Below are 21,758 nucleotides of genomic sequence, written 5' to 3' on the forward strand. Positions count from 1 at the left end.
ATCCCACGGCGATTGGGCAGGGCAGAGGTCTCGGCGGGCGGGATCAGCATCGGTGCCATCGCTACTTTCCTGGGCGTGGGCGGCAGCGTCATGACGGTCCCGCTGTTGCGCCGTTGCGGGCTGAACATGTCGCGCGCGACGTCCATGGCTAACCCGTTGAGTTTGCCGGTTGCGGTGGCCGGGACGCTGACTTACATGGCCATGGCCGGGTTTGCCGAGTTTGATTTGGGGCCGTGGTTTGTGGGTTACATCGACTTGATGGCCTTCGCTGTGCTCACACTTGGCGCGCTACTGGGTATTCGTCTGGCAACGCCATGGATCGGACGGATACCGGATGGGGTTCATGCCTGGGTCTATATTGGATTGTTGGTCGTTGTGATGCTGAGCATATCGATACAATAAAATTTCCATGCAGCGTTGCCGATGTCTTGTAGAAGGAGGATGGCATGTCGGTATCCGATAGTGATTGGAAGCTTTACAACGGACTCCGCGATCTGGCGCTGGAGCGCTTCTGCCAAGGCGTTCTTTCGGATGCGCAGGCGGTGGTCCAGAACGAAGCGTTATCAGCTCACGCTCGATATCGCACGCTCTACGACCTCATGCGAGAGCGGGACAAGAGCTTGGCGATGGCGTTCAACGTAGGTCGACGTCGAGACATTTCTTTATCTTTGAGATTGCTGATTGCGTACGATCTGCTGAGCGATGAGGAATTGGCGATTCTGAGCGAGGAGCTTCGTGAAAGGGTTTCCGACGCTGTCCGTCAACCCTTTGAAATCGAATGGGCCGAAGACGCCTAATATTTTCCGAGAGTTTAAATGCTGATCTTCAACTGCACCGAAGCGGCCAGCAACTTTTTCAGCCGTGTGAGCAAAGGTAAGAAAGTCACCCCGGTAGGAAAACCGCCATCCCCTGTTATCGAGGACGATGAACTGGGTGAGCTCGACGAGCAATGGCTGGTTCATGTAATCATTGTGCAGCGCAAACACGTGTTGATCGTCATCCATGTGCAAACCCGTTACTGCATGATTTTCGCCGGTGCTAAAAAAGCGGACATCGAAGGTTTTGTCCACCGGTTTTCCGAACGATGGATCAATGGCCTGATGCGCCACGCGGGGCACCATGATCTTCTTCGCTGGGTCGATGACGAGCCGATGATGGAGCGCTTCCAGGAAAGTTGCCGTGAGTACGTCTTTTACAAACGTGGTCATCGTGGTGCGCAAAAGCATCTCAATGAGATTTCCTGGATTTTTGAGGACTGCGCTGCCGAATGGGGCACGTTACCCTCCGATGAGTTCTCTGCAGGTCGCTTCGACGGCAATATGAACGACACCCCGAGAAGCAGTAAGGGACATAAGGACTATTACTACCCGGACGAAGAAATGATCGTCCACTGGTTGCGGCGTTATGGCGGCATGGATGAGCCTGCCGCCCAGGCAGCACACGAGCGGCACATCGAAGTGAAACGAGAGATGCGGTCGTTCGAACGGCAACTTGCTCAAGAAGCGCAATGAAGGAGGCTAGCGCTACGGCTAACCCAAGGCGAAATCAGTTATCGGTTAGCCCCGGCGCCTCCCGAATAATGAAGTGATCCAGGTTCTCGATATTGGCACTGAACACCCCGAACGTTTCTTCGGGGTTCTTCTTGCTCGGCACCTGCTTCAACTCCGGCGTGACGCCATAGAAGAAACAATACAACGGCGCATCACTGTCGATGGCATGCTTGATCTCTGCCAGGAACGCTTTGCGCTTGCGGTAGTTATCGATCAGCTTCTTGCTCAGGTAAACGTTGACCGAGTAAGGTTTTTTCTTCGCCTCGTCCGGCTGCTTGAACCAGACCTTTGCTTCGAAATCGATGCGAAAGCTTAGGGTGTAATCCTTGATTTCCTTGATCTTGCCCCAGTAAACCAAGCCTCTGTTGTCCTGCAGATACTCGATCTTCTTGAAGAACGATCCATAGGGCGCCGTGTGCTCGCCAATCTTCAGCGGCTTGCGCTTGAGCAGATCCTTGTCCGCGAAGTTCGAGACGAAACATTCCACTGGGTGGGCGAAGACACTGGTCTTGTCCGGTGTCGAGTCCGGGGCGGAATGAGCGTTATCACCGTGGGAAGATACGGATGAGAGCGTAGGCCGATTCGCTTCAACGTTGTCAGACGGGGCGGACGGCTTGCGCACGTACTGACGCCGAGTCAGCAACAGCTCCGACGGAAAATGCTCCTCGCGGTCGTCATCTGCCTCAACGCTTTCCGCATCCAGTCCCGGCATTTTCGGACTGACATAAGGACAGCCCACGATATGCTGGGTAGTCGGCTGATTCTTGAAATGCGGCGTGCGGATGTAATTGACGTTCTTGGCGTTGAACGTCGTCAGCCGATTCTCCTCATCAAACGCCGCCCGACAAGCATCGTTGGGGCACTGAAAGCGCTCCTTGGCCGAATCGAAGGCCATGGTCTCGTCGAAATTCAGATCCCGAACGTCATAGATCGAAAGCTTGGCATCGAGGCTGAGGCAATAGGCGGTGTCGAATTTCATCGGGGCTCGGGTCCGTGAGAGGAAGTGTATTAATACCGAAGGGCAGGGCGGGATGCACCCGAAGTTTCAACGCATCACAAACCCTGTGGGAGTGAGCTTGCTCGCGATTCCCAAACCCAACCCCGCCATCAAGCCCGCCACCCGTGGCGAGGGAGCTTGCTCCCGCTGGGCTGCGCAGCGGCCCCCGATCCGCAGTTTCTTACTCAGGGAAATCGATATCATAATGCTGGTTTTTGCTCGACAACGTGGCCTCTAGTTATTTCGAACAGAAATAGGGAGAGATCGATTTTCCATTTTTGGGTATGTCATCAACATGGATTGGGATGATCTGAAGGTCTTTATCTTCGTGGCTAAATCGAACAACGTGACCGAGGCTGGAGTCTCGCTCAAGGTTTCGGCCTCGACGGTGTCGCGCAAGATCGCGGCGCTTGAGGAATCGCTCGGTACGGTATTGTTTTCGAAGAACACTAACGGCTACTTCCTGACTGAGGCGGGAAGGGCGTTGCTGCCATTGGCATTGGAAACGGAGGAGCGTTTCAAACTGATCGAGCGGCAGATGTCGCAACCGGGTGATCGGATGGCGGGACAGGTGCGCATCGATTGTCCGGAGCTCATGGGCACGCACTTGATCATTCCGCAGCTCGCGGCCTTTCATGATCAGTACCCCGAGATCAGCTTCGATTTCATTAACTCGGCGGTGTCGTCGAAACTTACACAGAGCCACAGCGACATCATTATCCGCTTGCGCAGACCGGAGAACGGTAACTTCACCATGCGCCGGGTCGGCACATTGAGGCAGGGGCTTTTCTGCTCCCAGGCTTATGCCGATGCCAATGGTCTGCCGGCCGAACCTGCCGACCTCAAGCACCACAGCCTGATTGGTTGGACCGAAGAAATGTCATACATGCCGCTCGCCCAATGGTTGAGCGAGATGGCCGGGGACCAGAGGCTGTGGATGCGCGTTTCAAACCTGAATGCGCAGCTCAAGGCCGTCGAAGCCGATCTGGGGATTGCCGCGTTACCCGTCTATGTCGGACATCAATCCGGTCTGTGCCAGGTGTTGGCCGATCGCCCTGGGCGCAGCTCGGAAATCTGGTTGCTGCGCAACCAGGCTACCCAGGGTGTGAGTCGCGTTGATCGAGTGGTGGAGTATCTGACGGAGCTGTTTCACGGCGATATTGCATGAACAGGGGGCTGGCCATGGGAACCTCCTTAAAGCGGACCGATGCGCAGGAAAATCCAAACAGCCACCGCTATCAACATCAGGCCGAACGCGGCGTTCTGAAACATCAGCCATTTGGGGCGCGATTGGATCAGTTTCTGCACGGTCGACCCCATCGACACCCAGATGACGTGCGAGAAGAAGTTCAGCGAAATCAGCGCCGCACTGAGGATCAACACGACGGCGCTGCTGGTCTCGCCGGAAGGCATGAACGTGGAAAACATCACCAGCAACATCACGATCCCTTGCACGTTGCCCAGTTGTACAACAATGCCGTCCCGAAATTGCAGGTGCATGGCCTTGTCGGTGGGGGCCCTCAGTGGACGACGCAGCATGCGCACACCCAGCCACAGGATGTAGAAACTGCCTACCACCTGCAGCGCCCACACCAGCGTCGGATTGTTCGTCAGCGTGTGATAAAGGCCTAGGCCGACCAGCACGGCGATCAGGAAGTAAGTCATGTCGAGCCCAACGATAAACCGCACCGAACGACGCACACCGCTTTGCGCACCCGACGTCGCCACCATCAAGTTGCCCGGGCCTGCACTCAGGGTCAGCGGCACCATGGTCGATAGCCAAAGCAACCAGTTGATGCTGAGAATCTCTTGCATGTCGTCTTCCTTGATCACAACGCGGACTGAACTCCGGCAAGTCTAATTCGCGGTTGCTTCTAAGGTTATGGCGAGGAGCGCAAGGCGGTTTTCCATAAATGGGGGAAGGGTGGGGGGGAGGGGGGCGCTCGCGACTACCACAACAATTCAGCCATCAGGCCTGCCACCTGCCTATGGCGAGGTGATTTAGCGAAACGTCGCACCGCCCCGCTGGGCTGCGAGGCGGCCTTCTTTATAGTCCCAGCTTGAAGTAGTCGGCATCATAATGCCGATTTTTCGCTAAACTCTGCCAGTAATCGGAATTTTATTGCTGATAAATGGGCTTTGGGCGAGACTAACCGGCATCATAGTTCCGGTTTATTTGAAAATGTCCGAACAACTCACCATCCAGACTTACGTTGAAGGCCATTGGCGCGACGCTGTGGTCTTCAGCGTGTCGAACGCTCAGAAGGTTGAGAAGTCGCGATGCAGCGTATCCTACGACCAAGATTACTTGGTTCACTTCATTCATAAGCTAGATACCGCGTTTGAACACGCCCTCAGCGTAAACCTTCCGCTGAGCTGGAACGCTGTCGATGGTAAAGGCTATCCCCCATTCGTCTACGACATCATACCGGCTGGAGCTGCTCGGAAATCGTTGCAGAAGAGATTCGGTGGGGAAAAGCCAGACGGCATGGACATGAGTTTTTTCCTCCTGAGCCGCTGCACACCTTCGCCCATTGGACACTTAAGGGTGAAGGAGTCTTTTGAGCATATCGACCAGACTCGCAAAGAGGCCTTTGCGCGCAAAGAGGTCGTAGACAGAACGAGTGATTTCCTCGAATACGCCTACGAATCTGGCGCTGCATTGGGCGGAGCTACGGGCGCTCAGGGGGAGGCTCCAAAGCTGATTATGGTTGAGGATGGGGATGGCGCGCTTTATGCCGATGCGATGCTTTCTGACGAACTTGCGCGTCGTCATTGGTTGGTGAAGTTTGCTCGCAACCAAGCGACTGAGCGCGACAAGATCATCCTGCGGGCCGAGTACCACTACTACAAAGCGATCTCCCAACTCGGTTTGAACACGATATCTACAGATGGACTGGTGCTTGAGGAAGCCGATAAGCCAAGCCTGTGGATGCCGCGCTTTGATCGGCGAGTCGCCAACGGCATGGTGGAGAGGATTCCGGTCGAGTCGATTTATTCAGTGTGTCAGAACACCGAGCCTGGTTCGAGAATGAATCATGAGGATGTGCTCAGTCGCCTGATCCATCTGTGGCGTACGAATGGACAGGAAGGTGAGCTTGAAGAGCTGGTATTTGAATACCTTCGCCGTGACCTGCTGAACCGTATCCTGGGAAACTCGGACAACCATGGGCGCAACACGGCCATCTTCAGATATCGGGACAAATTCGAACTGGCGCCGATCTATGACCTTGCACCGATGGTGCTCGATCCGGAAGGCGTCACTCGGGTAACCAAATGGAAGGTCGAGCATATGGGAAGTCCAGACTGGAAAGCGGTCTGCAGTGACTTCCAGGACTTGGTCAGCCCTGACGTGCTTTTCGAGCGTCTGCTTGGAGCCGCCGAGACATTCAGGGCTTTACCGGATCTGCTGGTTGATCTTCCAGAGGAAGTGAGGCGCGCTCAGTCTATTCCGTTGAACAATTTGGATAAGCGCCTGGCTGAATGGGGGCTGCGATGAAAGAGAACATCAACGAACGGCGCAGGGAGCTCATTGACGACATCGTCATGCAACATGTAACGGGGATCGAAACCCTGGGAACCGCTATCCGCCGGCTACGGCTTGAGGTGACCGGTCTGGATCAGGAAACCTTTGCTGTCATGTGCAACATGTCGACCAAGGCCCTGTACCAGATCGAGAAGGACAAGGGTAATCCAACCCTAAGCACCATCGAAGCCATCTTGAGGAAGTTCGGGCTGCGCCTGGGACTGACGAAGTCTGCCACGACCCTTTACACGCCGCCGCCCAAGCCGCAAAAAACGACTCCCCAAATGCCCGTTCGCGGTGTTAATCCTAAACGTAAGACCGCAGCACAGCTCGGTACGAAGGCCAAGGATGGCGACAAGGGCGCGGCCGGGTAGGTGGAGAAATGTTCAGAAACGCCAGCTTGAACCTATCGAGCGCTCAAGCTTGGGTCAGTTGAATCCGTGGAGACGGTGTATGAGTGAACAGGTGCAAGTAACCCTGCGCGAAGCAAAGTCCCAGCTCTTACAACTGGGTGTACGTGCATGGCAGGGCGACAAGGTGGTGATCACCAAGACCGGTAAGCCTTATCTGGATCTGCTGCCCCATGTCGCTACACCGCAGGCGCGCAAGCCTGGGCGGTTGAAGGGGAAGATCAGGATGTCGGCGGATTTCGACCGCACACCTGAGGACATCATCAAGGGTTTTGAGTGCCGGCTCTGAGTGTAGGTGAATCCTCTTGATCTGAGATTTCAGCGGATACCTCAGCCGTGCAGGCCTCGTCGAACTCTCGCATGGTGGTCTCGTCGATAGCGCCGATTTTCAGCAGCGCTTCGGCCGAGCTGTGAATCGACTCGAAAGCCTTACTTTTGATTACTGTCTTCACCGGACGCCTACACTCAGTAGGCTCATAAGGATGGAATGTTCGTGCTCCCCGGAATGTGCATCAAGAAAAACCATATCCTGACTAATACCTTGAGAGCTAGAAACACCTAAGACGAACTCTCGTTCCGTAGCGACAGCGAGCCTCCGCGCAAAAGGAATCAAGCGGTTGGCCTGCTCGATGCCATAGTTCTCAATGGGAAGGTTCAACCCAATAAACCAATCGGGCGAGTCATTCTCAGATACGCTCTCATCGCGTTCGTGTTTCTGATTCACGAGGAATGCACCCAGCTCAGACCATTCGCAAACGAGATCATTGAACGCAGCCACAAGCTGTGCCTCGACAGCGTCGTTGTCGCTGCCATCTACATATAGATAAAGCATGTCCTGAGCGTCCGAGGGCTAGAAAGCACCTATGATAGCGCTGGCGCATGCCAGTGTGAGCAGATGCCCGCCACCGTGCTTATAAGTGGGGATCGGGTAGATGACTTCGCCGGATGATTACAAAATAGCCGCCGCCCGAACGATGGACGACGGCTTCCGATTGAATCTCAAAACCCTCGCAAAATCCGAGAGGCTTTCCGCCACCAGGACTCATGCTGGCTAAACGGATCATCCACCAGCACCGCCGGCATATCCCGCAAGCGAATCCATGGCTCATCCTGCCAGAGCAGCATGCAGAGCGACATCTTCGGCCAATCCAACACGCTCAACGTAGGCCGTTCCACCTTATGCGAATAGCGCTCATCCCGCAGGGTTGGCACTACCTGATGCGTGATCCACTCACGCAGTAACCGATACTCAGGACAGTAGTGATAAACCAGCAGCGCATAGACGCCCGACTCGCTCAGCATCAGACGCTCTTCGGTCAAACCGTGGACATGCACGAACATCATCCGGCGCTGGTCAGGGTCAAGCTTGCGGGTCATGCGCTCGTCGAGGTGTTTGCTCATCAAGCGTCCCAAATCGGAGGCGCTGAACCAAGCTTGGTTTTCAACCAAGAGGGCATGCAGATGAATATTGTGGCGAATAAATTGAGTAGGAATCAGTGGATCAGACATGACCGACCTCCTTGTAGGAAGGCGCGCAGTCAGGTGTAGCGCTGTAGCTGATTTCCTTCAGGATGAAGAGACGATTCTTAGGCATATCCTTTACCTCTACTTGTAGCTTTCTTAGGGCTAAGGCGCCGGGAGTTAAGAAGCCCCAAGTAGAAGGCCGGACATATTCCCCTTTCGGGTCTTGTATTAGCCCACTCCCGACATGGCAGAGGTTTTTCTTATGTCCACGAAAAATCCGTAGGCACAAAAAAGCCGCGTCTTTCGGGTGCGGTCAGGCCGCTACTTGAGGCGTTTCTTAGGCGCCGGAGTGGAAAGGGTAGGGGTTTCTCGTAGATAGGTCAAGACTATCCCGTACCAAAAAAATAATATGCGTGATTCTGTAAGAAAGGGGTAAGGCTATATGGCGCTACCCCTGTTTTTTATATTACTTATGAGTGGATGGAGATATATTCATTAAGTTTTGTATTTAATATGCTGAATGCTGAGTTTAATGTGCTTGCGTCGTTAATGCTTCGTACTGCAGAGTCAAATGAAAGATAAGCGCTATCAGCCTCGTTGGGGTTGGTTCTGGCGAGATTTTGATTTATTTTTCTGCTAGTGTCGAAGTGTTCTAGAAATTGCCGGATAGTCGAAGGAGGTACATCATTCTTGGATAGCTGATAGTAAAGAGGAATTAAACCGTGGTTAGCAAGTAACGGGTCTTTTTCATGGAAAATAAGTTCCATGCGATCAATGGTGTTTTTTGCTCTGAAGGCGGCATCGCGAAGTTTGTCAGGGTTTTCGGTGTTGGCGCCATCTTTAACCATCTTGTCTAGTTGTTTCTTTTTTGTGTCGACAAAATGTTCGTTGTATTCGATTAGAAGCAATTTTGCGGCTAGATTGTTGTCTTGACCACGTGTAGTGCTGAATTTTACCTTGCTTTTGAAGAAGCTTCGGTCAGACAGCCCTCTGATTAAGTCAGGAACGATACCCTCCATGGCGTTGCGTAACTCAGCGCCAGTTAGGGGTTTGCTCTTGTTAAGGCGAATGAATAGATCCCGAATTTTTTCTACGTCGTCGGTTATTACGCTCATTATGTCAAGATTGAACTCCTCTAGGGATTCAACGATGTCCGAGTGTTCGGTCTTTAGTTGGGAGTAAAATTTTCCACCGACCTTTACGCTTGGATTTTTGTAATATACAAAATCTGAGTTGAGTGGGATCAAGTCAGAGAAAAAAGAAAAAATTGCTTCCAGTCGCTGTCGACCATCAATAACAGCGTAGGGAAGACTTTTTTCATTTAATGGTGAATTAACAATGGTGAAATCGGATAGGTAAATTTTCGGAATGTCAAACTCATTGATTATGGAGTCGATTAAGTAGGCTTTGTCGAAATCACCCCATAAATTACCTTTGCGTTGGTAAGATGGCTCAAAATCAATCTTATCTTTCTGTTTGAACCACCAGCTAAGCGTTCTAGTGGCATGGGCTTGAACTTTAAATATTCTGGTCATACCGAAAATCCGAATAGGCGTTTGGTTTCTTTGGCTAACCCTTCAAGGTCAGGATATATGACGGCGTCGGTAATGCCCATCCATATTAATTTGTTCAGGATGGTTCCGATGTCGGTGCTCGGAATTATTATCTTTTTTAAGGTGTCTTGTTCGAAATTCCCATTTGTGTAAGTTTTTTCCATTGGGTTTAATGACTTTCCAAATAGCGAAAATGAACCCCTTTGAGCTACGATTCTGGGGCTGTTGTGTATGCCCAGAAGAGCTACTGGCTGTTCGTGCATATATTGGTAGTCTTTAGCTGGTGCATAGCTATTAACCATGGTTTCGGTAGGTGACATTGCCCCCCCCCTGATAGCTATTGTGGCTAAATACGCAGCGATTCCATTTGGCGGGAGATAGAATCCATACGGCTGCATCATTATCATAGCCACCGGTGCTGTTTTTTTGTGCTGAGCTCAGCGCAAAGAAAAGCGCAATTAATGGGTTTTCCGTCCAGTCCAAGAGTCTAGTTGGCATGCCGTAGTGCTGCATTAAAAAAAGTAGCTCCCAGTCGTCTTCTAAACGGTGGGGTAAGTAGGGAACGGACCTTTCTTTAAAGCGCGTAATTAATTTATTTTCGTAAGAAAAAAGTGAGGCGCTATCTGTTATTTGTTGATGACGATGGATGGAGGGCGAAAGTGTGTACCGCGCGTTACCGGTGCCTCTGAACCATATTGCCGTGCTGTCATCGCTTTGGCCTAGATCGGCGTGCGTCAGATAGTCTTGAAATGACGTTGCAGTTATTGTGTTCAGAACGGGCATGTAGCATTACCTTTCAAGAGCTCGTACGGATTCATAAGATTAGTGACGACGTTTGGAATGGCTGAGATCTCACATAAGGCATGCTTGCGTAGTGTGGGCATCCCTTCAGTTTCGTTTTAACATAAATTGATGCTGTAATGCCATCATGACGATACTGGTTTGGGGATTCTCTGTCTACTATCTAAATAACTCCGCGGTGGTAGTTGCTCTTAGAGAGGTAAATTGGCATAAAAAGGGCTGCGCAATGGCAGCCCTTCATTCATGCAGTTAGATAAGCTAAAAATCAATCCCAGCTCAAAGCCCCACCCGTCTGATACTCAATCACGCGCGTCTCAAAGAAGTTCTTCTCTTTCTTCAAGTCCATGATCTCGCTCATCCAAGGGAACGGGTTGGTCGTGCCTGGATACTCTTCCTTCAACCCAATCTGCGACAAACGACGGTTGGCGATGAACTTCAGATAGTCCTCCATCATCGCCGCATTCATCCCCAGCACCCCACGAGGCATGGTGTCGCGGGCGTATTCGATTTCCAGTTGGGTCCCTTGCAGGATCATCTGGGTCGCTTCTTCCTTCATCTCGGCATCCCACAGGTGTGGGTTTTCGATCTTGATCTGGTTGATCACGTCGATGCCGAAGTTCAGGTGCATGGATTCGTCGCGCAGGATGTACTGGAACTGCTCGGCGACGCCGGTCATTTTGTTGCGGCGGCCCATGGAGAGGATCTGGGTGAAGCCGCAATAGAAGAAGATGCCTTCCAGGACGCAGTAATAAGCGATCAGGTTGCGCAGCAACTCTTTGTCGGTGTCCGGGGTGCCGGTTTCGAACTTCGGATCGGAGATCGAACGGGTGTATTTCAGGCCCCAGGCAGCTTTTTTCGCGACCGATGGAATCTCGTGGTACATGTTGAAGATTTCGCCTTCATCCATGGCCAGCGATTCGATGCAGTACTGGTAGGCGTGGGTGGGGATCGCCTCTTCGAAGGCTTGGCGCAGGATGTACTGGCGGCACTCCGGGTTGGTGATCAGGCGGTACACGGCCAAGACCAGGTTGTTGGCAACCAGGGAGTCGGCGGTGGAGAAGAAGCCCAGGTTGCGCATCACGATGCGGCGTTCGTCGTCGGTCAGGCCTTCCGGGTTTTTCCAGAGGGCGATGTCGGCGGTCATGTTGACTTCTTGCGGCATCCAGTGGTTTGCGCAGCCGTCCAGGTACTTCTGCCAGGCCCAGTCGTATTTGAATGGCACGAGCTGGTTGAGGTCGGCGCGGCAGTTGATCATGCGCTTTTCATCGACGGCGACACGGGCGGAGGCGCCTTCGAGTTCGGCGAGGCCTTCGGCGACGTCGAGTTTGTCGAGGGCGGCCTTGGCGCGAATGATCGCGGCCGAGTCGCTGGCCGTCACGGCCCGGGCTTCGAGGGCGGCGGCACCGCCGGCGCTGTCGAGGCGGTCCATGTTGGCTTCAGAAGCGTGGCCGGCGTTGGCGCCTTTTACAGCGACTTCGCCACTGTCTTCTTTGTCGAATTCGTCCCAGCTCAGCATGACTTGTCGTCTCCTGCGTGAGGGCCAGATGCCCGATGAAGGCCTACTGGCCGCGGTGGATCTTGAAAAATCGTTTGTTGCAGCAGCTGACGCAGGCAATAAACAGAAAAATGTACGGGTCATTCCGGAGCGGCGGTGAACGCGAGGAGGCGATGGGCCTCTGCGTGGGCTCCAGGCGGGCGGGATCCCCTGTAAGGGAATATTGCAGGCCCGTTTAAGGCGGCATTATAAGGACTTTTTTGCCTACGTGCTGCGGCGAAATAGCTCACAGAAGGGGCGGCGGGGGGGCATATCCGCGTGGGAGCGAGGGTTTACAAGGCTTTGGCCGCTCAAGATTTTTTTTGCATGAAGCGGATCGCGGATTTTTTTGATCAAAAAAACAGCGTTTTTTGCGGTTTTGCACTACATGTTGTGTTTGTGGAGGGTTTTCGGCGGTTCTAGACACAACCTGGCCCGATCGAAATCGGGCCATGGAAATTGCCAGTTGTGATCAGCCGTTGGAGCAACCGTTGCCCATGATGCTGTAGCGCAGGATGTGGCGTTGGCCTTTGGAGTCGTCGTATTCCATCTTCGCCGGAACCACTTCGCAGACGTTCGGGATGTCGCTCATGGAGATGACTTTGGCGATATCCAGGTGGGTGGAGTAGGTGTACTCCTCGATGGCCGGTTTTTGCTGTGCTGCGTCGATCGGAGTCTCATCCGCCATTGCGGTGGCGCACAGGCTGCCGAGGACCAGGACCCATAAAGCTTTCATTTGTATTTCACCTTTTTGAGGTCGAGTGGGGTCACGCAACCTTTTTGGGGTTGCGTGTGGAGCAAGTGTTGGAAGTTGGATTAACGGCCTTCGTGGGGGCTGTGTTGCGCTAATCGTGTTTGCCGGTTGGCGAGGTGGATTTTAGAAGGTGAGGGTGGGGGTAAACAGACTCGGTTTTGATAAACACTGTTGGTTGATCTGGTAATAATCGACTGGGAGTCGGTGGCTGTCTGGTGAATTGCTATTGGATGGGCAGGCGCCATCGCGAGCAAGCTCGCTCCCACAGGGGGAGCGGCGTTGGACGTAAAGTGAGCGTTCAATGGAGATCAACTGTGGGAGCGAGCTTGCTCGCGATAGCGGTGGATCAGTTTGCATGGATATTGACTGACCCACCGCCATCGCGAGCAAGCTCGGCTCCCACTAGTACCGACATTTTGTAGGGACTTGTTACTACCATCGTCGAATGGTTCTATAGGCCCGCCCCGGGCTACAACGGGATCATACAAAAACAACTATTCACCGAGGTAAGAAAGATGAGTGCGGCTTCTGTGTATCCCGTTCGTCCCGAGGTAGCGGCCAATACGCTGACTGACGAGGCGACCTACAAGGCCATGTACCAGCAGTCGGTCGTCAACCCCGATGGCTTCTGGCGCGAGCAGGCCAAGCGCCTCGATTGGATCAAGCCTTTCACCACGGTGAAGCAGACTTCTTTCGACGATCACCATGTCGACATCAAGTGGTTCGCCGACGGCACCTTGAACGTGTCCTACAACTGCCTCGACCGTCACCTGGCCGAGCGCGGCGATCAAATTGCGATTATCTGGGAGGGCGATGACCCGTCCGAGAGCCGCAACATCACTTATCGCGAGCTGCACGAAGAAGTCTGCAAGTTCGCCAACGCCCTGCGCGGCCAGGACGTGCACCGCGGCGACGTGGTGACCATCTACATGCCGATGATCCCTGAAGCCGTGGTCGCGATGCTGGCCTGTACCCGGATCGGTGCGATTCACTCGGTGGTGTTCGGTGGTTTCTCCCCCGAAGCCCTGGCGGGCCGGATCATCGACTGCAAATCCAAAGTGGTGATCACCGCCGACGAAGGCATTCGCGCCGGCAAGAAGATCCCGCTCAAGGCCAACGTCGATGACGCGCTGACCAACCCGGAAACCAGCAGCATCCAGAAAGTCATCGTGTGCAAGCGCACGGCGGGCAACATCAAGTGGAACCAGCACCGTGACATCTGGTACGAAGACCTGATGAAGGTCGCCGGTACCGTTTGCGCGCCGAAAGAGATGGGCGCCGAAGAAGCGCTGTTCATCCTCTACACCTCCGGCTCCACCGGCAAGCCGAAGGGCGTGCAGCACACCACGGCTGGCTACTTGCTGTACGCGGCGCTGACCCATGAGCGCGTGTTCGACTACAAACCGGGCGAGGTCTACTGGTGCACCGCCGACGTGGGTTGGGTCACCGGCCACAGTTATATCGTCTACGGCCCGCTGGCCAATGGCGCGACCACGCTGCTGTTCGAGGGCGTGCCGAACTACCCGGACATCACCCGGGTGGCCAAGGTTGTCGACAAGCATAAGGTCAGCATCCTCTACACCGCGCCGACCGCGAGCCGCGCGATGATGGCCTCGGGCACCGCCGCGGTCGAAGGTGCCGATGGCAGCAGCCTGCGCCTGTTGGGGTCGGTGGGCGAGCCGATCAACCCGGAAGCCTGGGACTGGTACTACAAGAATGTCGGCAAGGAGCGTTGCCCGATCGTCGACACCTGGTGGCAGACCGAAACCGGTGGCGTGCTGATCAGCCCGCTGCCAGGCGCCACGGCGTTGAAGCCAGGTTCGGCCACGCGTCCGTTCTTCGGCGTGGTGCCGGCACTGGTGGACAACCTCGGCAACCTGGTCGAGGGCGCCGCTGAAGGCAACCTGGTGATCCTCGATTCGTGGCCAGGCCAGGCGCGTACGCTGTACGGCGACCATGACCGTTTTGTCGACACCTACTTCAAGACCTTCAGTGGCATGTACTTTACCGGTGACGGCGCTCGTCGCGACGAGGACGGCTACTACTGGATCACCGGTCGGGTGGATGACGTGCTCAACGTCTCCGGCCACCGCATGGGCACCGCCGAGATCGAAAGCGCCATGGTCGCCCACCCGAAAGTCGCCGAAGCGGCGGTGGTGGGCGTGCCGCACGACATCAAGGGGCAGGGCATTTATGTCTACGTCACTCTCAATGCCGGCGAAGAAACCAGCGAGGCCCTGCGCCTGGAGCTGAAGAACTGGGTGCGCAAGGAGATCGGTCCGATTGCTTCGCCGGACGTGATCCAGTGGGCACCGGGGCTGCCGAAGACCCGCTCCGGCAAGATCATGCGCCGCATCCTGCGCAAGATCGCCACGGCGGAATACGACGGGTTGGGTGATATCTCCACCCTGGCCGACCCGGGTGTGGTGGCGCACCTGATCGAGACGCACAAGACCATGAACGTGGCCTGACGGTCGCGTGTAGCACCGAAAGCCCCGCCCGGAGTTTTCCGGGCGGGGCTTTTTTATGGGCGCGCTGGGAGGGCCTGAAGTGTGGTGCCTTTGTGGCGAGGGAGCTTGCTCCCGCTCGGCTGCGCAGCAGTCGTAAACCGGTCAATGCGGTATGCCTGAACAAGCGCGGTGCCTGGCTATTGGGGCTGCTGCGCAGCCCAGCGGGAGCAAGCTCCCTCGCCACAGGGTTTGGTGGTTGGCTGACAGGTTCGAATAAATATCGGCGTTTAAAGTAGGAGGCGTCTGAACGTTACCGACGTTTCGAAATGTGTAACCAAAGGCGCCATAACGGGGCGATGTGAAACGCTAAGCCCCGCCATAGGGCGGTTCCAGGCGTCTGTGAAAATAAGCCGACACGCTGTGCTTGCCGGATTAGAAGGGTTTGCGAATAATTGGCCCGCTATTTGCAGCATAGATCGGTTTCCCTTCTTTTGCTCTTGCATGAATTTGCGGGGCTGTCAATGTGCTCAAACAGCTTTCTTGGTGCTTCTGTAATTTGTTGTCGCATTGAAGAAATATCGGCTTCGGGCCTGTCGTTAGAATGCCGATCACTCGCTCGTCGTGGCTCGCGTTGGATAAATCGTGAGCTTCCTAGGACGCAGCACCAAAGTTCGTTTCACCCATTCGCATATTGGGCTGTTGCTCACTCTGCCGTTTTTGCCCTTTACCGATGGAGTCCCAAGATGAAGAAACTTGTGCTGCTTGGCGCCCTGGCACTGTCCGTGCTGTCCCTGCCGCCCTTCGCTGATGAGAAGCCCCTGAAGATTGGTATCGAAGCGGCTTACCCTCCGTTCGCCTCGAAAGCCCCGGATGGCAGCATCGTCGGTTTTGACTACGACATCGGCAACGCGCTGTGCGAAGAAATGAAGGTCAAGTGCGTGTGGGTCGAGCAAGAGTTCGACGGCCTGATCCCGGCGCTGAAGGTGCGCAAGATCGACGCGATCCTGTCGTCCATGTCGATCACTGAAGATCGCAAGAAGTCGGTTGATTTCACCAACAAGTACTACAACACCCCGGCCCGCCTGGTGATGAAGGCCGGTACCCAGGTCAGCGACGGCCTGGCCGAGCTCAAGGGCAAGAACATCGGCGTGCAGCGCGGTTCGATCCACGAGCGTTTCGCCCGTGAAGTGCTGGCCCCGCTGGGTGCCGAGATCAAGCCGTACGGTTCGCAGAACGAGATCTACCTGGACGTGTCCGCCGGCCGCCTCGACGGCACCGTGGCAGACGCTACCCTGTTGGATGACGGCTTCCTCAAGACCGATGCCGGCAAGGGCTACGCATTTGTAGGTCCAGCCTTTACCGACGAGAAATACTTCGGCGACGGTATCGGTATCGCGGTTCGCAAGGGCGATGCGCTGAAAGGCAAGATCAACAACGCGATCACCGCCATTCGCGAGAACGGCAAGTACAAGCAAATCCAGGACAAATACTTCGCTTTCGACATCTACGGCAAGTAACGACGTCCCGCCACTCGTGCGAAATGGCGCAAGCAACAGGATCTCTGCGGTTTGCGCCATTTTTTCATCCCACTTTCGAGGACCTGAATCATGTTGAAAGGCTACGGGGCTGTCATCCTCGATGGCGCATGGTTGACGCTTGAGCTCGCCTTGTCGTCCATGGCCCTGGCCATCGTCCTGGGGTTGATTGGTGTCGCGTTGCGCCTCTCGCCGGTGCGCTGGCTGGCGTGGCTGGGCGACCTGTATTCCACGGTCATCCGCGGCATTCCCGATCTGGTGCTGATCCTGCTGATTTTCTACGGCGGCCAGGACCTGCTCAACCGCGTCGCGCCGATGCTTGGCTATGACGACTACATCGACCTGAACCCGCTGGCGGCCGGTATCGGCACGCTGGGTTTCATCTTCGGTGCGTACCTGTCGGAAACCTTTCGCGGTGCCTTCATGGCGATCCCCAAGGGGCAGGCCGAGGCGGGCATGGCGTATGGCATGAACAGCTTCCAGGTGTTCTTCCGGGTGCTGGTGCCACAGATGATTCGCCTGGCGATTCCGGGTTTCACCAACAACTGGTTGGTGTTGACCAAGGCCACTGCGCTGATTTCCGTGGTGGGCCTGCAAGACATGATGTTCAAGGCCAAGCAGGCGGCGGATGCCACTCGCGAGCCTTTCACCTTCTTCCTCGCAGTGGCGGCGATGTACCTGGTGATCACCAGTGTCTCGTTGCTGGCGTTGCGTCACCTTGAGAAGCGCTACTCGGTAGGCGTAAGGGCGGCTGATCTATGATCTTCGACTACAACGTCATCTACGAAGCGTTGCCGCTGTATTTCAGCGGCTTGCTGACCACTCTGAAGCTGTTGGCCCTGTCGCTGTTCTTCGGCCTGCTGGCGGCGCTGCCCCTGGGGTTGATGCGGGTGTCCAAGCAGCCGGTCGTCAACATGACGGCCTGGCTCTACACCTACGTGATCCGCGGCACGCCGATGCTGGTGCAGCTGTTCCTGATCTACTACGGGTTGGCGCAGTTCGCGGTCGTGCGCGAGAGCTTCCTCTGGCCATGGCTGTCCAGCGCAACGTTCTGTGCGTGCCTGGCGTTCGCCATCAACACCAGTGCCTACACCGCCGAAATCATCGCCGGCAGCCTGCGGGCCACGCCCAACGGTGAGATCGAAGCGGCCAAGGCCATGGGCATGTCGCGCTACAAGCTGTATCGCCGGATCCTGCTGCCGTCGGCCCTGCGCCGGGCGCTGCCGCAATACAGCAACGAAGTGATCATGATGTTGCAGACCACCAGCCTGGCCTCCATCGTGACCCTGATCGACATCACCGGTGCCGCGCGCACGGTGAACGCGCAGTATTACTTGCCGTTCGAGGCCTACATCACCGCCGGTGTGTTCTACCTGTGCCTGACCTTCATCCTGGTGCGCCTGTTCAAACTGGCCGAGCGCCGCTGGCTGGGTTACCTGGCCCCGCGCAAGCACTGATAACGCATCGATCCGATCGACTGCTCAACGACTGACGTTTTGTGAGAACCGACCGCATGTACAAGCTTGAAGTCCAAGACCTGCATAAACGCTATGGCAGTCACGAAGTGCTCAAGGGCGTGTCCCTGAAAGCCGCCGCTGGCGATGTGATCAGCATCATCGGCTCCAGTGGCTCCGGCAAGAGTACTTTCCTGCGTTGCATCAACCTGCTTGAGCAACCCCATGCCGGCAAGATCCTGCTCAACAACGAAGAGTTGAAGCTGGTGGCGGGCAAGGACGGCGCCATGAAGGCTTCGGACCCCAAGCAACTGCAGCGCATGCGTTCGCGGCTGTCGATGGTGTTCCAGCATTTCAACCTGTGGTCCCACATGACCGCGCTGGAAAACATCATGGAGGCGCCGGTGCATGTACTGGGCGTGGCCAAGGCCGAAGCACGGGAGAAGGCCGAGCACTATCTGAACAAGGTTGGCGTGGCTCATCGCAAGGATGCCTACCCGGGCCACATGTCCGGCGGCGAGCAGCAGCGCGTGGCGATTGCCCGTGCGCTGGCGATGGAGCCTGAGGTGATGCTGTTCGACGAGCCGACCTCGGCGCTGGACCCGGAACTGGTGGGCGACGTGCTCAAGGTGATGCAGGCCCTGGCCTTGGAAGGCCGGACCATGGTGGTGGTGACCCACGAAATGGGCTTTGCCCGTGAAGTGTCGAACCAGCTGGTGTTCTTGCACAAAGGCATCGTCGAAGAAAGCGGCAACCCGCGCGAAGTGCTGGTGAATCCGCAATCCGAGCGCCTGCAACAATTTCTGTCGGGCAGCCTCAAGTAATCGCTCCCGTTACGCACCTGATTTGGGTCATGCTGCGCACCGCGCGCCAGATGGTCTAATTTGGTTGCAGCCGCTTTTGGCTTTAACACTGTTTTCGCTTCGGATCGCCCGCCATGACTGCCCATCGAATAGGTTTCCTGATTTGGCCCAGCACTAAAGCCTTGACGCTGGCGCTGGCCGAGGACGCCTTGCGTGTCGCCCAGCGGGTGCATCCGGATGTGGTCTACGAGTTGTCGTTCTTGCAGGCCGAGCCACCGGCCGACGGCGCCTGGCAATTGCCGGGCGAACCCTGGGCCGGCAAGCTCGAGGGTTTCCAGAAGCTGTTCCTGCTGGCCGATGAGCCGCCGACCGCGCTGGCCTCGCCCCTGGGCAGCGCCCTCAAGCAACTGGTGCGTGCCGGTTGTGTGATCGGCGGTTTGTCTGCCGGTGTCTATCCCCTGGCGCAATTGGGGTTGCTCGACGGTTACCGTGCCGCCGTGCATTGGCGCTGGCAGGACGATTTCTCCGAACGCTTCCCCAAGGTCATTGCCACCAGCCATCTGTTCGATTGGGATCGCGATCGCCTGAGCGCTTGCGGCGGCATGTCGGTGCTGGACCTGCTGCTGGCGGTGCTGGCCCGGGATCACGGCGCGGAACTGGCCGGCGCGGTGTCGGAAGAACTGGTGGTCGAGCGCATTCGCGAGGGGGGCGAGCGCCAGCGCATTCCGTTGCAGAATCGCCTCGGCTCCAGCCATCCAAAGCTCACCCAGGCGGTGTTGCTGATGGAGGCCACCATCGAGGAGCCGCTGACCACCGCCGAAATCGCCCAGCATGTGTGCGTATCCCGTCGGCAACTGGAGCGGATCTTCAAGCAATACCTCAACCGCGTGCCCAGCCAGTATTACCTGGAACTGCGCCTGAACAAGGCCCGGCAGATGCTGATGCAGACCAGCAAGTCCATCATCCAGATCGGCTTGTCCTGCGGTTTCTCCTCGGGGCCCCACTTCTCCAGCGCCTACCGCAACTTCTTCGGCGCCACGCCGCGGGAAGACCGCAACCAGCGACGCAGCAGCAGCCCGTTCGAATTGTCCTCGGTGCCGTCCGAGCGGGGCTAGGGCAGATAAGGCTCCTGTGGTAAGGCAACTTATCTGTGGCGAGGGAGCTTGCTCCCGCTGGGCCGCGAAGCGGACCCAAACGGTAACCCCGGTGTGTCAGATTGATTGGGGGCCTTTCTGGGGGACGCTGCGCGCCCCAGCGGGAGCAAGCTCCCTCGCCACAGATAACGCCTCTCAAACTACAGTTGTGGCTGGGCAGGGAAATGTAGATGCCGCTGCCTCAAACCCCGCGGCAACGTTTAAACTGCGCCTTTGCGACGCTATTTGTCGCATTGCCGTAAACCCGCGCAAAACGTGGGTTGGCGCTATAAGAAGTTGTCGCTTGGCGGCAAGGCCGGGCTGAAAACTGTCCTTACAATCCTTACCAAGCTCGCCAGTTCCAGGCGGGTGTTCCTCATCAGGAGACTCCGATGTCCGTTGAGCAAGCCGCGGTACAACGCGCCGATTTCGACCAGGTTATGGTTCCCAACTATGCACCTGCTGCCTTCATTCCTGTGCGTGGTGCCGGTTCCCGCGTATGGGACCAATCCGGTCGCGAGCTGATCGACTTTGCTGGCGGTATCGCAGTCAACGTACTGGGCCATGCCCACCCGGCGCTGGTCGGTGCACTGACCGAACAGGCCAACAAGCTGTGGCACGTCTCCAACGTTTTCACCAACGAACCGGCCCTGCGCCTGGCTCACAAACTGGTCAACGCGACCTTCGCCGAGCGCGCGTTCTTCTGCAACTCCGGCGCCGAAGCCAACGAGGCCGCCTTCAAGCTGGCCCGTCGCGTCGCCTTCGATCGTTTCGGCAGTGAAAAATACGAAATCATCGCCGCGCTCAATAGCTTCCACGGTCGTACCCTGTTCACCGTCAACGTCGGCGGGCAATCGAAGTACTCCGACGGTTTCGGGCCTAAAATTACCGGCATTACCCACGTTCCTTATAACGACCTGGCTGCTTTGAAAGCCGCCATTTCCGATAAGACCTGCGCCGTTGTGCTGGAACCGATCCAGGGCGAGGGCGGTGTGTTGCCGGCCGAGCAGGCCTACCTGCAAGGCGCCCGCGACCTGTGCGATGCCCACGATGCGCTGCTGGTCTTTGACGAAGTGCAGACCGGCATGGGCCGCAGCGGCCATCTGTTCGCCTACATGCATTACGGCGTGGTCCCGGACATCCTCACCAGCGCCAAGAGCCTGGGCGGTGGTTTCCCGATCGCGGCGATGCTCACCACCGAAGCGTTGGCCAAACACCTGGTCGTCGGCACCCACGGCACCACCTACGGCGGCAACCCACTGGCGTGTGCGGTGGCCGAGGCGGTAATCGACGTGATCAATACCCCTGAAGTGCTCGGTGGCGTCAAGACCAAGCACAACAAATTCAAGGCACGCCTGGAACAGATCGGCGAGAAGTACGGCCTGTTCACCCAGGTGCGTGGCCTGGGCCTGCTGATCGGTTGCGTGCTGAACGACGCCTGGAAAGGCAAGGCCAAGGACATCTTCAATGCCGCCGAACAGGAAGGCCTGATGATCCTCCAAGCCGGCCCGGACGTGATTCGCTTCGCCCCGAGCCTGGTGGTGGAAGACGCCGACATCGACGCCGGCCTGGACCGCTTCGAGCAGGCGGCGGCGAAGCTGACGCAAGCCTGAGGCTGACCCGGACCTCCCTTGTGGGAGCGAGCTTGCTCGCGATGGCGGTGCTTCAGTGAAATGAATGTTGACTGACACACCGCTATCGCGAGCAAGCTCGCTCCCACAGGAGTCTTGCAGCGGCTGAAAAATCGAAGACCGCCGTAGATGCAATGCGGGCCAGGGTGTTTGTTTAGTTTTT

At 56.3% G+C, this 21,758-nt stretch carries 23 protein-coding genes; 14 read left to right on the forward strand and 9 right to left on the reverse strand.

The features are described from left to right. From HGO40_RS13755 to HGO40_RS13765, 3 genes are all read left to right on the forward strand, one after another. The coding region (locus tag HGO40_RS13755) for a sulfite exporter TauE/SafE family protein (protein ID WP_250963441.1) at positions 1-402 on the forward strand (402 nt) is incomplete at its 5' end. Between the two features lie 44 nt (positions 403-446). Next, positions 447-797, forward strand: coding sequence for a hypothetical protein (locus HGO40_RS13760; protein WP_186710577.1), 351 nt, complete (start codon positions 447-449; stop codon positions 795-797). An 18-nt stretch (positions 798-815) separates the two neighbouring features. Next, positions 816-1,511, forward strand: coding sequence for a DUF6933 domain-containing protein (locus HGO40_RS13765; RefSeq protein WP_250963442.1), 696 nt, complete (start codon positions 816-818; stop codon positions 1,509-1,511). Between the two features lie 34 nt (positions 1,512-1,545). Here the strand turns inward: HGO40_RS13765 and HGO40_RS13770 are convergent, their stop codons facing one another. Further along, entirely contained in the window at positions 1,546-2,529 is a 984-nt protein-coding gene (locus tag HGO40_RS13770; protein WP_250963443.1) for a hypothetical protein, read from the reverse strand. Between the two features lie 313 nt (positions 2,530-2,842). Between HGO40_RS13770 and HGO40_RS13775 the strand changes: the two genes are divergently transcribed. Continuing rightward, positions 2,843-3,715 carry a LysR family transcriptional regulator gene (locus tag HGO40_RS13775; RefSeq protein WP_250963444.1) on the forward strand — a complete coding sequence of 291 codons (873 nt, stop codon included), beginning with the start codon at positions 2,843-2,845 and terminating at the stop codon, positions 3,713-3,715. Between the two features lie 26 nt (positions 3,716-3,741). Here the strand turns inward: HGO40_RS13775 and HGO40_RS13780 are convergent, their stop codons facing one another. Continuing rightward, the gene (locus HGO40_RS13780) at positions 3,742-4,362 is read right to left on the reverse strand and encodes a LysE family translocator (RefSeq protein ID WP_250963445.1); all 621 of its coding nucleotides are present in this window, start codon (positions 4,360-4,362) and stop codon (positions 3,742-3,744) included. 367 nt (positions 4,363-4,729) lie between these two features. On the opposite strand from HGO40_RS13780, the gene HGO40_RS13785 reads away from it, so the two are divergent. The 3 genes from HGO40_RS13785 to HGO40_RS13795 all read left to right on the forward strand — a co-directional run bounded on the left by HGO40_RS13785 (position 4,730) and on the right by HGO40_RS13795 (position 6,772). Beyond that, positions 4,730-6,046 (forward strand): type II toxin-antitoxin system HipA family toxin, encoded by a 1,317-nt coding sequence (locus HGO40_RS13785; RefSeq protein WP_250963446.1) that lies wholly within the window; start codon positions 4,730-4,732, stop codon positions 6,044-6,046. Continuing rightward, positions 6,043-6,447, forward strand: a complete 405-nt coding sequence (locus HGO40_RS13790; RefSeq protein WP_249875834.1) for a helix-turn-helix domain-containing protein — start codon at positions 6,043-6,045, stop codon at positions 6,445-6,447. The genes HGO40_RS13785 and HGO40_RS13790 overlap by 4 nt, the downstream gene beginning before the upstream one ends. A 79-nt stretch (positions 6,448-6,526) precedes the next feature. Continuing rightward, positions 6,527-6,772 carry a type II toxin-antitoxin system Phd/YefM family antitoxin gene (locus HGO40_RS13795; RefSeq protein ID WP_249875833.1) on the forward strand — a complete coding sequence of 82 codons (246 nt, stop codon included), beginning with the start codon at positions 6,527-6,529 and terminating at the stop codon, positions 6,770-6,772. Positions 6,773-6,931: 159 nt separating this feature from the next. Here the strand turns inward: HGO40_RS13795 and HGO40_RS13800 are convergent, their stop codons facing one another. The 7 genes from HGO40_RS13800 to HGO40_RS13830 form a co-directional block, all read right to left on the reverse strand. Then, a complete protein-coding gene (locus HGO40_RS13800) occupies positions 6,932-7,315 on the reverse strand; it encodes a hypothetical protein (RefSeq protein ID WP_250963447.1) in 384 nt (127 codons plus the stop codon). Positions 7,316-7,482: 167 nt separating this feature from the next. Beyond that, positions 7,483-7,992 carry a BRO-N domain-containing protein gene (locus HGO40_RS13805; protein WP_250963448.1) on the reverse strand — a complete coding sequence of 170 codons (510 nt, stop codon included), beginning with the start codon at positions 7,990-7,992 and terminating at the stop codon, positions 7,483-7,485. 425 nt (positions 7,993-8,417) lie between these two features. Further along, the gene (locus HGO40_RS13810; protein WP_250963449.1) at positions 8,418-9,482 is read right to left on the reverse strand and encodes a DUF262 domain-containing protein; all 1,065 of its coding nucleotides are present in this window, start codon (positions 9,480-9,482) and stop codon (positions 8,418-8,420) included. Then, positions 9,479-9,820, reverse strand: coding sequence for a hypothetical protein (locus HGO40_RS13815; protein ID WP_250963450.1), 342 nt, complete (start codon positions 9,818-9,820; stop codon positions 9,479-9,481). The genes HGO40_RS13810 and HGO40_RS13815 overlap by 4 nt, the downstream gene beginning before the upstream one ends. Then, positions 9,795-10,283: an FRG domain-containing protein gene (locus HGO40_RS13820; RefSeq protein WP_250963451.1), complete on the reverse strand. Its 489-nt coding sequence runs from the start codon at positions 10,281-10,283 to the stop codon at positions 9,795-9,797. The genes HGO40_RS13815 and HGO40_RS13820 overlap by 26 nt, the downstream gene beginning before the upstream one ends. 283 nt (positions 10,284-10,566) lie before the next feature. Beyond that, on the reverse strand, positions 10,567-11,817 hold the full coding sequence (locus HGO40_RS13825) for a ribonucleotide-diphosphate reductase subunit beta (protein WP_250963452.1): 1,251 nt from the start codon (positions 11,815-11,817) through the stop codon (positions 10,567-10,569). A gap of 490 nt (positions 11,818-12,307) precedes the next feature. Further along, positions 12,308-12,571 (reverse strand): DUF2790 domain-containing protein, encoded by a 264-nt coding sequence (locus tag HGO40_RS13830; RefSeq protein WP_250963453.1) that lies wholly within the window; start codon positions 12,569-12,571, stop codon positions 12,308-12,310. A gap of 533 nt (positions 12,572-13,104) precedes the next feature. On the opposite strand from HGO40_RS13830, the gene acs reads away from it, so the two are divergent. From acs to HGO40_RS13865, 7 genes are all read left to right on the forward strand, one after another. Continuing rightward, positions 13,105-15,060 (forward strand): acetate--CoA ligase, encoded by a 1,956-nt coding sequence (gene acs / locus HGO40_RS13835; RefSeq protein WP_250963454.1) that lies wholly within the window; start codon positions 13,105-13,107, stop codon positions 15,058-15,060. A gap of 722 nt (positions 15,061-15,782) precedes the next feature. Continuing rightward, entirely contained in the window at positions 15,783-16,556 is a 774-nt protein-coding gene (gene aotJ / locus HGO40_RS13840) for an L-arginine-binding protein AotJ (RefSeq protein WP_250963455.1), read from the forward strand. Between the two features lie 90 nt (positions 16,557-16,646). Next, the gene (locus tag HGO40_RS13845) at positions 16,647-17,336 is read left to right on the forward strand and encodes an ABC transporter permease (protein WP_250963456.1); all 690 of its coding nucleotides are present in this window, start codon (positions 16,647-16,649) and stop codon (positions 17,334-17,336) included. Beyond that, positions 17,333-18,031 (forward strand): ABC transporter permease, encoded by a 699-nt coding sequence (locus HGO40_RS13850; protein ID WP_053124415.1) that lies wholly within the window; start codon positions 17,333-17,335, stop codon positions 18,029-18,031. The genes HGO40_RS13845 and HGO40_RS13850 overlap by 4 nt, the downstream gene beginning before the upstream one ends. 56 nt (positions 18,032-18,087) lie before the next feature. After that, a complete protein-coding gene (locus tag HGO40_RS13855) occupies positions 18,088-18,852 on the forward strand; it encodes an ABC transporter ATP-binding protein (RefSeq protein WP_186710561.1) in 765 nt (254 codons plus the stop codon). A gap of 113 nt (positions 18,853-18,965) precedes the next feature. Continuing rightward, entirely contained in the window at positions 18,966-19,946 is a 981-nt protein-coding gene (locus HGO40_RS13860) for a GlxA family transcriptional regulator (RefSeq protein WP_250963457.1), read from the forward strand. Positions 19,947-20,356: 410 nt separating this feature from the next. Further along, a complete protein-coding gene (locus HGO40_RS13865; protein ID WP_250963458.1) occupies positions 20,357-21,577 on the forward strand; it encodes an aspartate aminotransferase family protein in 1,221 nt (406 codons plus the stop codon). The last annotated feature ends 181 nt before the right edge of the window (positions 21,578-21,758 follow it).

This window comes from Pseudomonas sp. CG7, assembly GCF_023701885.1.
In the GTDB taxonomy this organism is placed as follows: Bacteria; Pseudomonadota; Gammaproteobacteria; order Pseudomonadales; family Pseudomonadaceae; genus Aquipseudomonas; species Aquipseudomonas zanjanensis.